Raw genomic sequence first — 13,225 nt, 5'->3', positions numbered from 1 at the left:
AATTTTAAATTTACAATTTTAAAACCAAGGTGATTATGTTAGAGATATTTCAATACGATTTTATGATTCGGGCGTTCGTTGCCGGCTTAATTATTGCGGTAACCGCGCCGATGATCGGATCGTTTTTGGTGGTCAAGCGCTACTCATTGTTTGCCGACACCTTGGCGCACGTGTCGTTGATGGGCGTGGCCATTGGGTTACTAATAAACGTTTATCCGTTTTATGTTGCACTATTTACCGCGGTGGTTGCAGCGATTTTTATCGAATTTTTGCGCAAATCAAACCGATATTATAACGAATCACTATTGGCGTTGTTTCTGTCCGGTAGCCTGGCCATTGCCACGGTTTTGGTCAGTTTGGCCAAAGGTTTTAACGCCAACCTGTTCAGCTATCTGTTTGGTAGCATCACTACTATCACTAACACCGATGTGTATGTGTCTGCAGCGCTCGGTATCATTACTATTATCTGTATTGCCTTATTTTATCGCCAATTTTTCTTAATTTCGTATGATGAAGATTATGCACAGGCTTCTGGGATCAAAACCGGCATAATTAATGTAATTTTGGTGGTGCTAGCAGCAATCACAATTGCGTTAGCGATGCGTATTGTGGGAGCATTGTTAATCGGTGCATTGATGGTTATTCCGGTCATTACCGCCACCAGTTTAGCCAAATCGTTTAAGCAAGTAATGGGCTATGCGGTTATTTTATCGCTGGTAGCGGTAACTTTGGGATTATTCTTGTCGTATTACGCCAACCTAGCTAGTGGGGGAACAATTGTGGTGGTGGCGCTAGCGTTGTTTATCTCTAGTTCATTGGCTCACTATTCGAAATAAGGTCAAAGGAGGGGAATGGGCAATTCAATAGTCAAAAAAACAGCGCTTGTGTTTTTGCTGGCGTTGTCTTCATTTATTTCATTTTACGGATTACACGCGGCCTTAAACGGTCATTATTATAGTTTGATTCTTACTTTTTTGGTTATGCCTCTATGTTTTGGTATTGTGACGGTTTTGCTGGATGATTGGGTGTTTAATATCTTTGCCGTTATTTTGTCATCTGCAATTTTATTGCTATTCGTGCCGTTTAATTTATACATTTTATTAGGTACGGTGCTTTTAGCAATCTTAATGTACGTGGGAATATCAACCTCAATTAGGACTAAGCAGTTCTATATTAAGCCACAGGTAGATCAAATTGCGAATAAGAGTTTATCGCTGTTGTTTTGGGGCCTGGCGGTGGTGATTGCGGTAGTCTCTTACTCTGCACCACAGGTACAGAACTTGAAAAATGGTATCAACATCCCATATAAATATGAAGTTAAGATAATCCAAATGGTGGTGCCCAGTTTTAATCCTAATTTAACGGTCAACCAAACCATTAATGTTCTTGCAAACCAACCAATTGACGCTGAATTGCCGGCAGATGTTAGACAAGAGCTACTAGACAAGCTGGGGATAGGGGACTTGAACCTAACCGGCAACGAGACAATAAACGAGCGTCCAGATATTATAACTACAATTATTGGTAGTAAAGAAAAAGAAATTATTAGTGGGGTAGGGCGCTATCTCCCACTGACTGTGGCTTACATTATGTTCTCACTAGCGGTTTTCGTGGGCAAGATCGCTCTTCAGCTGGTATTAGTTTTGAATTCACTAATAATTTATCTTCTTAAAAAAATGAATTTTTATTCATTACAAAAAATTACCGTTGAACAAGAAAAAATAGTTTTGTAAAAAGTTTTTTGACAATCCCCCACTCGACCGTCTCGTCGGACTAAGGGATTACTAAGGATTTTGAAGGATAACGAGGGAATGCCGTGACATTTACCTCAATTTAGGGTATATTATGGTCAGCACTTCCCTACTCTGCGGCAAGGAGGGTGTACAATGCTTGTGCGTAGTTGGCCTTTGGCTGCTCCAGCTCTCGTTCTTGTTGCACTGTTGGTTGCGGATAACGGATGGTGCAACGGCATCCTTGATTGTCAGGCGTTCTGGCAAGTGGTGGGCGCGTTGGCGTGCATATACGTTCCAATGACGGTGATATGTATGCTTGGTGCTGACGACGACAAGGGCAGGATCGAGGCGTTTTTGTGGCCATACACCGTCTACCTGCAAATACGCAATCATTACCGATCGGCCTAACACGGCCACTACCGTTTTGACTCCCGGGAGGGAAACGCAATGACTTGGCGAATGAAGGTGGTGTCTCTGCTCTGGTTCGTGTTCTTCCTGGTTGCAGGCTGGGATCTTGTATCCTCGCGATGGAACGACGGCCGATGGTTGCTACTGGTGTTGTATGTCGCCGGCTCGGCATATTGCTCGATAACGATGGCGTTTATCGGCACCGTTGATCCCAAACGGGTTTTCACGGCTTTTGTTTGGCCCAAGCTGTGGCTCAATGATCGCCGCAAGCGACGTTGTTCACGGGAGGCCTGAGGATGCTCGCATGCTGGAAGTCGTGGATCGCGCCGGTGATGGCCGCGATCATACTGTGGGTAATCGGGGGATGGCATCATATGGGGGCGCTCTGGTCTCGCGGTTGGATCTCGATCGGAATCGTGATGCTGGGCGCGGCCTATTGTCTATCCGTCATGATCCACATGTTTGCGGCTAAGACATACAGGGGTCGCTGGTTGGCGCTTGTGTGGTTCATTCCTTGCCTCATCGACTATCGGCGTCATCGTCATGGGGCGTGATCAACTCAAAAGAGCGCGAGGGCCAAACCGGCCACCCGCGCTTCTTCTTTTTTTATATAGATTCAGAGATTTTTTCCGGAATGACAGGTTATACATTCTTGTTCGAGTGAAACGAGAACTTTCCGGCGTTGTTCTGATTAGTTCTCTCTCCGTTCGAACGCGAAAAATCGATCATCTATTTTCTGATTTACCAACTTCCTCCACCGCCACCGCCAAATCCTCCCCCACTAAATCCTCCACCGCCACTACCGGAACCAGATGGGGCGGCGGCTGCATTCATTGAAGTGGAAAAACTGTTCATTGAGGTCGAAAATGCCATCATATTAAACGCGGTAGATGAACGATACCAAGTTGGGTTGTTCGGCTCAATTCCCATCTCGGCACAGGCCTTAGCCAACTTATCTGTCAACCCAAACACGATTGCATACGGCAGGACATCGATAAAGATATTATTATTTTCCATAAATTTGGCCCGATATTTTTCGGTTGAACCAATAAACATTTTGTATCCTAAAATTTTATTGGCCGTTTCGTGTCCAAGTGCGGTTTTTGCCGGCATGGCGTAAGCAAATATCGCCATAAAAGCACCGAAAATGGTTAGCCCCGCAGCTAGTCCATAAGCTACCGCGTTCACAAACTCCGGTCCAATAAAGATGGTAAAATAGACTAAAAATGGTGATAGGCACGCCAAAACTATCCCCCATATTAGATAGCGACGGCGGACAACATCTGGGTTGCCGGTAAAGTATTGATCTGTAGTAACCTTGTTCATGATTAGTTTATTAATCTCCAGTGTTTGCGTGACAAATTTTCGGCTTAGCTCGTTGGTCGATATTTCATTTCGGCCAAGGAAAAGCTGGTCATATAAATATTTTTCGTACTCAGAGAGATCGCTTGGTACCTTGTCAGTTTTAGTCATTACAAAATTTACTCGGCTAAAAATGTTTGTTTTCGGCTGATCGGTAATGGTCAGATACCCGCGAGCGGCAAGATCTACGATAGTGGCGGCAATGCCAGCTGGCTTTGTTCTCTCGGTTAACACCGCATTCATTTCGGCCGGACGTAAGTTTAGAGGCGGGGCAAACTCGGGGGCAATGGTTTCGTGTTCAAACAAGCCCACGCTAGACTCAATTTGACTGTTGGCGGTTTTAATTAGTTTTCGGTCTCGCCCGTTTTTCCACCACTTTCGAACTAGCATTGCCGGACCAATTATTAATACCAGTAAAAATGTGCCAATCATTGCAGCATAAAAACTATCGGAATGAGTTTGGTTGTCCGACGAAACCGTCAACAGCGGCACCATCTCTTTAATAAAAGCCACCGCGTATGTCAGTTGTTCTTCCGGGTTCAATACCTTTGTTGAACTAAATGTAACTTTTCCGGACGAAGTCTCGTTTTTGGTGCAGCTTTCGGTTGATCCGGCTGCCCCTACGTAGCAGCTAGATTGAACCATGCCGTCTAATGGTAATGTAACGCTGGCGGTGGCATGCTCTATTGGGACAGCCCATTGATTTCCGGTGACGTTCCAATAAAGCTCGTCGTAGTCTGCATAGCCAAGTAAAATACCGGTAACAACATATGTTAGGTCGTAAGTATGCTTGCCAGTGATTGTTTGATTAGGGTTGCCAATTTTTAATTCAACATAATCACCGTTCTTGCTAGAGGTAAACTGCTCGCCTTGCTGATCAATTAGTACAGACTGTATATCTACTTTGGTATATGTCGTTTTATCACTGTTTCGATAAATATAAGGAATTTCACGATAGATGCCGTGTTTGGCGCTTTCAAAATCTACCGCAATAGTTTCTTTAAACAATACGGTTCCGTCTGTTTGGATATTTGCGTCTGAGTTAAAACTGGTAATAGTCCAGCCGGTGTCTGCGGCTAAAGTTTTGGTTGGAACAAGGCAGAGTGCAAAAATGAATACAAAGAGTAGTTTTTTCAATTATTCTTGACCTTTTTATTGAAATTTAATTTTAAGGTAACAATCAAATCAGTCGAAAAAATACGGGCAGCGATTGAAACAAATATCACAAACACAATTGCTTGATAAATGATGCCGTAAATGACCGAACTGTATTGGTGCAGAGATATCGCTTGCACCGCCAAAAACGGGTGAGCAAACGGGATGGCGTAAACCGCCCATTTTATCGCCGGACTAAGTGAGTTGAAATCCAATATTAAAACCAAAAAATATGGAATCATCACCAAAATCATTAACGGCGTAATTATCCCCTGAATACTTTTGGCGTCCTCGGCGAACGCGCCCAAAATTAAGGCTACCGCCAGCGCGCACAATATGCCTAGGAATAGCGTTAGTCCAAGCAATATATATTGTGTAGTGCCAAAGGTTAGCCCAAGGGTGTGCAGGGCATTCGAAACGTCTGCGGATTGACCGGCGGTTAAAGCACCACCAGACAGCCCGTTCATGTACGAACGCATGCCAATTAAATATACAACCGCAAACAATCCTGCCACAATTCCGGCTGCCATTAGTTTGGCGGTTACAATCGCCCGACGGCTAATTGGGGTTGAAAGCAGCGTTTCCAGTGTCTTGTTCTCTTTTTCGGTGGCTACCGAGGTGGCAATTAGTTGCGCCGCAATAATAATCACTAAGAATAAAATGATTGGAATAAAATAGGTTTGATTTTGCACCACTGCCATCATCTGATCCATGCTAATTGGTGCATTTTTATCGCCGACAATAATGTGATCAGAAGTAACGATTGGTTGTTTGACAAAGTTAGGATTAAACGAGCTTTGAGATTTGATGATTGAGTTGCTTACCTGCTCGTTGATTAGTTGAATGATGGCCTTAACGGTTTGCTGATTTCGGCTGGCAGTGGCAGACAGGCTTTTGACCACCGAATAAAACTCAATCTGTCCATTTGTACCGCTGAGAATGTTGTTGCCGAATCCGGCTGGAATAATGATAATTGCTACGTTTTTGTTGCTGTTGGCGGTGTCAAGCACGTTCTGAACCGAGTCTGTTGGCAAGTTAACGATGTATTTGGCTGATTTTAGCCCGGTAATAATTTCGGCGGAGGCGGCGGTTGAATCTTGATCAATGACCGCAATTTCGATCGGTTGGGTTTTGGCTTTGGTTGCTTCGATATCGGACACTTTGCCAATACCCATAAACAATACCACCGTAGCCAAAAGTGGCACTACCATAATAGGAGTGATTAATTCTTTGACCTCTTTTTTTAACAAGACCCAAAATTTTTTCATTTCTCCTCAACCATCTTCACAAAAACCTCTTCCAAATTATTTGCATGGTATTTTTCTTTCAACTGTTTAGACGTGCCAATCTCTAATATCTTGCCTTTATTAATTAAACCAACACGATCAGACAAAAATTCGATCTCTAACATATTATGGCTAGAGAGCAAAACCGACATGCCATGCTCTGACAATTTTTTAATAATATTTCTAATGGCAAAAGCGTTTATGACATCTAACCCGCTGGTTGGTTCGTCCAATATCGCTAATTTTGGTTTGGTCATAACGGTGCGAGCTAGCAAAATCTTGCGCGACATTCCTTTGGAATAGGTGCTAATTTTATCTTTTAATCTGTTCTCTAGCCCAGAAATTTCGCGAGCAAAGTCAACCGCCTCTTTGCGTTTATGATTATCGTCAAAATATAGCCCGGCCATAAAATTAAAATAACCAATGCCGGATAGATTTTTATACGCACCGGCTTCTTCGGGCAAATATGAAATTACTTCACGCACTTTATCGGCCTGCTTGTGCACGTCGAAACCGGCGATAGTGGCAGACCCGCCGCTTGGTGATAAAAGGGTGGCTAGTACGCGCAGCGTGGTTGATTTTCCGGCCCCGTTTGGGCCAATGAGCGCGAAAATTTCTTTTTCTTGTACCTCAAAACTAATGTCATCAACGGCGGTGTTTTTGCCATAATTTTTGGTTAAATTTTTAACTTCTACAATGTTCATCGATCTAATAATAGCATTTTTCACTCCGTGCTGTCATCTCGGACAAAATCCTGCATAATGAGCTTCGTAGGGGCGGACTAACATGTCCGCCACACTGAGCGGGGCAATGGGACGCTCAGCGTTCCGCCCGCGGGCGGGGCGAGACCCGCCCCTACTTTCATTATCTCGTAATTTTGATAAGATACTCGTATCGAACGAAAGGCCGCAATGAGTAAAAAAAATGATACTAGTTCAATTCTTACCATCGCCGGGATGGCGATTCTTTTGGTGCTTGGTGTGCTAATGTTTAGTTCAAAGCCCAGCACAACCAGCTCTTCTGGAAAAGTAGATCAATCTGTTCTAATTAAAAGCGATTCGTATAAATCTACATCTGACATCAAAAAAGTAACGCTGGTAGAGTTTGCAGATTACGAATGTCCGGCGTGTGGACAGGCCGCTCCGATCATCAGCCAAATTGCCAGTGACTATAAAGATAGCGTTACCTATGTTTTTCGTAATTTCCCGTTGTCTTATCACGCCAACGCACTGGTTGCGTCCGAAACTGCCGAAGCAGCCGGGGCACAAGGTAAGTTTTGGCAGATGCACGATATGCTCTATTCAAAACAATCAGAATGGAGCGATTCCTCTGCCCCACTGGATATTTTTAGCGGATATGCGTCTACGTTGGGGTTAGACGTAGATAAGCTTAAAGCATCGGTGCAAGCCAATACTTATAAATCAAAAATTGACCGAGACTATAACGATGGTATTGCCGCCAGCGTTGAAGCCACACCGACTTTTTATATTAACGGGGTAAAATATACCGGCTCATATGCCTATCCCGAGCTCAAAAAAGCCCTAGATGACGCGATCAAAAACACGAAATAAATATTACTAGCTGTCATTCCGGACTAGATCCGGAATCTATGTAAAAAAGAATCAGACCCGCCGCAATCGTCGCGACGGGTCATGGTTGAGTGCTCCTAGGCATAGGGACGGATTGCCTCGCTGGTCAACGGTAGCTCGACGGCGCGCTGCTTGACGGGTTCGTCTCCAATGTCCGGGTCCTTGTCGAGCCAGACGATGCATTTGTCTGGCTGTAGCGTCTGAATGTGCCCGCGTCTTCCTTTCCCACGGACGTCAACTTGCACAACTTGACCCAGGCTTAGTATGGTGTCAGTCATCGTTGCCTCCTTGGAATATCGGGCGGATACTATTTTTATATCACAAAACTAACATTTTTACAATATGCGTTTCCGGCCACGTTTCTTTTATATATTATCAAGCCAATCTAACATCAACCTTACCCCAAATCCACTAGCGCCAGCAGGGGTAAAGCTGTTTATGTTCTCTTTACCAAAAGACGGGCCGGCAATATCGATGTGCGCAAACGGGGTTTTATTTACAAACTGTTGCAAAAACAGCCCGCCCATTATCGCGCCTCCCCCGTTACCCTTATGAATATTGGACAAATCAGCCACACTGCTTTTCATTTTATCGATGTAGATTTCCGGTAACGGCAATGGCCATAGTTTTTCGTCGGTTAAAATTGATGATTGTAGCAGGCTTTTTTCCATGTCAGAGTTTCGCGTCATCAATCCGGCAAAGCTATCGCCCAGTGCCACAATGCAAGCGCCGGTTAGAGTGGCAAAATCGATGATAGCGTCTGGCTGAAGTTTTTCGGCGTAGGTTAAGGCATCGGCTAGAATCAGCCGCCCTTCGGCATCAGTATTCATAATCTCCACCGTTTTGCCGCTTAAGGTAGAAACAATATCGCCAACTCTAATTGATTTGTCTGAAATCATATTTTCCACCACTGGAATAACGCCATACACATGGACGCTTGGTTTTAAGTCAGCTAACGCTTTGAATACTCCGAGCACGGTGGCGGCGCCGGCCATGTCTGATTTCATATCTTCCATACTGGCAGAAGGTTTAAGTGATAGCCCGCCCGAATCAAAGGTAACGCCTTTACCCACTAACGCGACCGATTTTTTGGCGTTGGCGGGAGAATACTCCAAATGAATTAAATATGGATCAAATTGCGAGCCCTGGGCCACTGCCAAAATTGCCCCGGCGCCCATTTTGGCTAATTTAGTGCGATCAAAAACAGTAGTGGTGATAACGCCAGATTTGGCGAGGTCGCTTGCCGCTTGCGCTATGGCTTGCGGGTGCATAAGAGACGGTGGGCGATTAACTAAATCCCGAGCAAATTTGGTGGCATTTACGGCAGTTTCAACCTGGTGAACAATTTTTTGATAATCTTTTTGCTGGTTTTCTAAAACTGTTAGATCAATTTGTTTGATTGATTTGATTAAATTCGGCGAATGTTTGGTTTTGAATTCGTGAAATTGATAATTGGCCAGAAGTAATCCTTCAAGTGTTGCAGCGGGAAAGCTAAGCAATTCTGGGCTGATAGTAAGGTGAGTAAGGTGATGCTGCGCCGCAGCAGATGTGATAATGCCACCAATTTCACGCATCAAATTGGCATTCAGTTTGTTTTTCTTGCCCAAACCCACTAACGCGATGTTTTTAGCGGGGATTTTGTGCAAGGTGGGGAAAATGAAGACAAATTTGGCTTCTTTTTTCACTAATTTACGTTTTACCAGGCCATCGATTATTTCGGTCATCGCGTTGCCCAGCTCTAAAATCGAATCAGGTAATTTAGGCTGGTCTATTAGGCCAATGACCAATAGGTCGGTTTCGGCGCGACTGGCCGAGGTGGCGGTGATATTTATTTTCATTTGCGTCCTTTATCTAATATCCCAGCTTAGCATAAAACTAGCCGATTTTATACAGACCGCAAGGCCTGTCATCCCGGACTTGTGAATAACTTGTTCGCTTTTTGTTCGTTTTAGTGATACATTTAATTTATGTCTATCTTTAGCCAACAACCCACAGACTTTTCGATGCTGTTTTTAGATATGGATTCGTATTTTGCCTCTTGCGAGCAGCAGTTAAATCCCGCTTTGCGCTACAAGCCGGTTGGTGTTACCCCTCAGCTAGTTGAATCCGGTTGCATTATTGCTGCCTCTATTGAGGCCAAAAAACGCGGGGCTAAAACCGGTATGCCGGTTTATTTGGCTAGAAAAAACTGTCCGGATTTAATTTTAGTAGAGGCGCGTCCGGCTTTATACAAACAAATCCATTATCAAATTGCCAGTGTGTTAAATAAAATTTCGCCGTTTGTGGATCCAAGGAGTATTGACGAATTTAGTATGAAATTATCGCCATCGGAACAGAACTTTTTTGCAGCCAGAGATATTGCTTCTAAAATCAAATCAGATTTGAAAAAAGAGATTGGCCAGTACATCACCACTTCAGTTGGCATTGGCCCCAACTACTTTTTGGCCAAAATGGCGGGTGAAATGAGCAAGCCAAACGGTTTTGGTTTTATGACGGTTGCTGACGCGCCATCAAAATTAGCCGATTTGGATTTAACCGATTTAACCGGTATTTCGGGTGGGATTTCGCGGCGGCTGCGTGCTGAGGGAGTGCATCACATCGGCCAACTTTACCAGATGGATCAGTTAGCGTGGCGGCGGATGTTAGGGTTTAATGGGTTGTTGTGGTGGTATCGGTTGCGGGGGTATGAAATAGATGATGTACAGTTTAACCGTTCAAACATTGGGCACTCGCACGTGTTAGCACCAGAGTGGCGGCATCCCGAAAAAGCGCGACAGGTATTAAATCGGCTGGCGCACAAGGTTGGTCAGCGGTTACGTAATGAAAGTTTTTGGGCTAAGAAGACTACCTTGTTGATTCACTATGTAAATCATACAAAGTATGAAAACTATACAAATACGATGCCGTACTGTGATAGCCACACCATTACCGAGTTGGCTAATCGCCTTTTCGATCTCCGGCCGGATGATGGTGAATATATTATTCAGCTGGCGCTAACCGCTTCGGATTTAGTAACGGGGACGGTGGAGCCCGAGCCACTTTTTCCCGAAGTGGCAAAGACTTTGCATCTAACTCGGGCGCTAGACACAATTAACGATAAATACGGACGAGATACAATTTATAACGGCAGTATGATGTCGGCTAAACAAACCGCCCCGGATAGGATTCCGTTTGGAAGAGTGCGATATTAAATATCACGAGCAGTCATCCCGGACAAGGGTCCGTGGACCCAGATTATAAAAGATTTCTTAATATATAGATTCTTAGGTCTTGCCCGGAATGACAAATTATGATGCTTAATTCTTAGTCCACATCCGCATGGTGCCAATCGAGAGATTGGCTGGCTTTTTCGAGTACGGGAAGTAGTTTTGGATAAGCTAGTAAAATGGCGCCAAATGGTGGGCGAAACACCGGTTCGTGCCAAGTAGTTTTATGACCCATTTTAGTCAAATTACCCTGAATTGCTTGCCTAAATTGGGGTTGAGATAGCATCACTTGTCCGGCATAGCTGATAGTTAACGGGTTGTCTTTCGGCCATTGTTGAATTACGGAATCAATGCGTTCGCATAGATGACTGATGGCTTCGGTGCGAATTCTAATTGATTCGCTGTCCCCTTCGTCTGCTAACCGAAAAACTAGTTTAGCGATAGACGCAATTATCGGCACGGACCCGGGTAAATTAGCGTCTGCCATTACAATTAAATCATCCAGTGACATTTTAATATGATCGGGAATCTGTTTGACTAAGTCGGTTTTGTCACACGAGCCATCCAAGCATCGTAAGGCAGTGACCACTGCTTGTTGGCCGATGGCAAAGGCAGATCCCGGGTCACCAAATAATGGTGACCAGCCGCCACTACTAATTACTTTACTGTTTTTAGTTTTTCCATATACGCACGACCCCGTGCCGGATAAAACTAAAATACCTTGCTTGCCCGGAATAGCGCCGGTGAAAGCAGTTTCGGCATCCCAAAACGTTTCCACCCGAATGCCTTTTTTGGCAAAAACTCGAGTTATTTCAATTACTTTTTGTTTGTTTCGGCCGTGTTTCCACCCAATAGCCACTGTTTTAAGCTGTTTTTTGCTTGCTGGGATGCTTTTCAGTAGCGCTTCTAGAACTTCTAGTGCTACTTCAGTTGAAGGCTGATTAACCGGCCTGATTTTGTGCATCTCAAACTGAGCGCCAGTTTCGTCAACCGCAACACAATCGATATTCGTGCCACCAATGTCTATTCCAACGTACCACATATATCCCTCCGGGAAAATTTTAAATTTTAAATTTTAAATTTTTAAACATTTTTGAATTGTCGTTTCGCCCCCGACGTCGCGTCGGGGAGAAATCCCGTATGGGTTCGGCAACTAACGGAATCTCTCGTTATACTCGAGATGACTAAGGTAGTAATTCCTTCAGATTTATTGCTGTTTCTTTTATATCACTAATGCTGATTTCTTTTTGATCACCAGTTTGCATATTTCGCACAATGATCATACTTTTTTTGATCTCGTCTTCGCCAAAAAGTAATACCAATTTTGCGCCAATGGTGTTGGCGTATTGCAACTGTTTACCTAGTTTATTGCTGGTTAACGATAAACTAACGTTTAATCCGGTTGAGCGCAACTTTTCGGCTAGGGCAAAGGTCTCGCGTTCAAAACCGGCAAAAACGGGCATAAAAATCAGATCGGACTGAACTTTTCGGTCCTTCTGAATCGCCGCGAGCAGTCTGTCAACTCCAAGCGAAGCTCCAACTGCCGGTAAATCAACGTTTGCCAAATTTGACATTAGTTTGTCGTATCGCCCACCGGCGTACACTGTGCCCACACTATCGCCTTCAGTTAAAACGGTTTCGTAAATAATACCGGTGTAGTAATCTAAACCACGCATTACTGACAGATCGATTTTTAGGTGATTCTTTTGATCAATTAAGCTTAAAATTTCGTCAAAATTGGCCAATTCCTTCAATCCGTCTTGGTCAGTCTCGATTAGTTGGGCAATTGAGCTAGTTGATTTGGTTTCGGCAACTTCATCAATTAAGTCAAAAAGCGTTTCAATTTGTTTAGCGGAGATGATAGAAGCAAGCATTTTTTTGGTCTCAGATGAGCCAATTTTATCCAGCTTATCCATTTGTCGCATTACTGTTTTGATGTCCGCTGCACTGATTTTGAGCGCACGGAAAATTGCACTTAAGACACCACGATGGTTAACTTTAATTTGATAATGTTGAAGGTCTAAGGCATCCATTACCTTGCCCATCATCAGTACCATTTCGGCATCGGCCAGCGGAGACAATGTGCCTACCGTGTCTGCATCAAACTGCAAGAACTCACGGAAACGCCCTTTTTGGGGCGAATCTGCCCGCCACACATTTGCAATTTGGTATCGCTTGAACGGTTTGGGTAGATCGGGATGATCGGCCATCACTCGCGCCAGTGGCACGGTAAGGTCGTAACGCAACGCTACATCGCGATGCCCGTGGTCTTCAAAATGATAGATTAGTTTTTCGTCTTCGCCGTATTTGCCCATCAATAATTCGGCGTATTCCAACGCCGGCGTGTCTAGCGGTTCAAAACCGAAAGATTGATAAACCGCGCGTACTTTTTCAATCAAATTATGCCGCACTTGCATATCGGCGGGCAAATAATCACGAAAACCTTGTAAAACTTTGGGTTGATTCATGTCTTGATTATAACAGAA

General features: G+C 44.2%; 12 protein-coding genes. 5 read left to right on the top strand and 7 right to left on the bottom strand.

What is annotated here, in order from left to right; translation table 11 throughout:
* Positions 1-35 precede the first annotated feature (35 nt).
* From WC773_02880 to WC773_02870, 3 genes are all read left to right on the top strand, one after another.
* The gene (locus WC773_02880; GenBank protein ID MFA6082328.1) at positions 36-836 is read left to right on the top strand and encodes a metal ABC transporter permease; all 801 of its coding nucleotides are present in this window, start codon (positions 36-38) and stop codon (positions 834-836) included.
* A 15-nt stretch (positions 837-851) separates the two neighbouring features.
* A complete protein-coding gene (locus WC773_02875) occupies positions 852-1,733 on the top strand; it encodes a hypothetical protein (protein ID MFA6082327.1) in 882 nt (293 codons plus the stop codon).
* 459 nt (positions 1,734-2,192) lie between these two features.
* Positions 2,193-2,435, top strand: coding sequence for a hypothetical protein (locus tag WC773_02870; protein MFA6082326.1), 243 nt, complete (start codon positions 2,193-2,195; stop codon positions 2,433-2,435).
* Between the two features lie 447 nt (positions 2,436-2,882).
* Here the strand turns inward: WC773_02870 and WC773_02865 are convergent, their stop codons facing one another.
* Genes WC773_02865 through WC773_02855 form a run of 3 tightly spaced genes read right to left on the bottom strand, consistent with a single transcriptional unit; the run spans position 2,883 to position 6,648 of the window.
* The gene (locus WC773_02865) at positions 2,883-4,640 is read right to left on the bottom strand and encodes a DUF2207 domain-containing protein (GenBank protein MFA6082325.1); all 1,758 of its coding nucleotides are present in this window, start codon (positions 4,638-4,640) and stop codon (positions 2,883-2,885) included.
* On the bottom strand, positions 4,637-5,926 hold the full coding sequence (locus WC773_02860; GenBank protein MFA6082324.1) for an ABC transporter permease: 1,290 nt from the start codon (positions 5,924-5,926) through the stop codon (positions 4,637-4,639). Before WC773_02860 ends, WC773_02865 begins: the two co-directional genes overlap by 4 nt.
* Entirely contained in the window at positions 5,923-6,648 is a 726-nt protein-coding gene (locus tag WC773_02855) for an ABC transporter ATP-binding protein (GenBank protein MFA6082323.1), read from the bottom strand. The genes WC773_02860 and WC773_02855 overlap by 4 nt, the downstream gene beginning before the upstream one ends.
* 207 nt (positions 6,649-6,855) lie before the next feature.
* Here WC773_02855 and WC773_02850 point away from each other — a divergent pair, with 207 nt between their 5' ends.
* Positions 6,856-7,515, top strand: a complete 660-nt coding sequence (locus WC773_02850; protein MFA6082322.1) for a thioredoxin domain-containing protein — start codon at positions 6,856-6,858, stop codon at positions 7,513-7,515.
* 95 nt (positions 7,516-7,610) lie between these two features.
* On the opposite strand, the gene WC773_02845 is transcribed toward WC773_02850, so the two are convergent.
* Together WC773_02845 and WC773_02840 are read right to left on the bottom strand one after the other, a co-directional pair.
* Positions 7,611-7,811, bottom strand: a complete 201-nt coding sequence (locus WC773_02845; GenBank protein ID MFA6082321.1) for a hypothetical protein — start codon at positions 7,809-7,811, stop codon at positions 7,611-7,613.
* Positions 7,812-7,898: 87 nt separating this feature from the next.
* A complete protein-coding gene (locus WC773_02840) occupies positions 7,899-9,371 on the bottom strand; it encodes a leucyl aminopeptidase (GenBank protein ID MFA6082320.1) in 1,473 nt (490 codons plus the stop codon).
* 129 nt (positions 9,372-9,500) lie between these two features.
* Between WC773_02840 and WC773_02835 the strand changes: the two genes are divergently transcribed.
* Positions 9,501-10,724 (top strand): DNA polymerase IV, encoded by a 1,224-nt coding sequence (locus WC773_02835; GenBank protein ID MFA6082319.1) that lies wholly within the window; start codon positions 9,501-9,503, stop codon positions 10,722-10,724.
* A 112-nt stretch (positions 10,725-10,836) separates the two neighbouring features.
* Here WC773_02835 and WC773_02830 read toward each other — a convergent pair whose 3' ends face one another.
* Entirely contained in the window at positions 10,837-11,781 is a 945-nt protein-coding gene (locus WC773_02830; protein ID MFA6082318.1) for an ROK family protein, read from the bottom strand.
* Positions 11,782-11,923: 142 nt separating this feature from the next.
* A complete protein-coding gene (gene hisS / locus WC773_02825; GenBank protein MFA6082317.1) occupies positions 11,924-13,207 on the bottom strand; it encodes a histidine--tRNA ligase in 1,284 nt (427 codons plus the stop codon).
* Positions 13,208-13,225: the final 18 nt, after the last annotated feature.

Source organism: Patescibacteria group bacterium (genome assembly GCA_041660565.1).
In the GTDB taxonomy this organism is placed as follows: domain Bacteria; phylum Patescibacteriota; class UBA1384; order CAJBMM01; family CAJBMM01; genus JBAZWC01.
The sequence above is the reverse complement of the archived record's forward strand: the minus strand, read 5'-3'. Positions and strand labels throughout refer to the sequence as shown.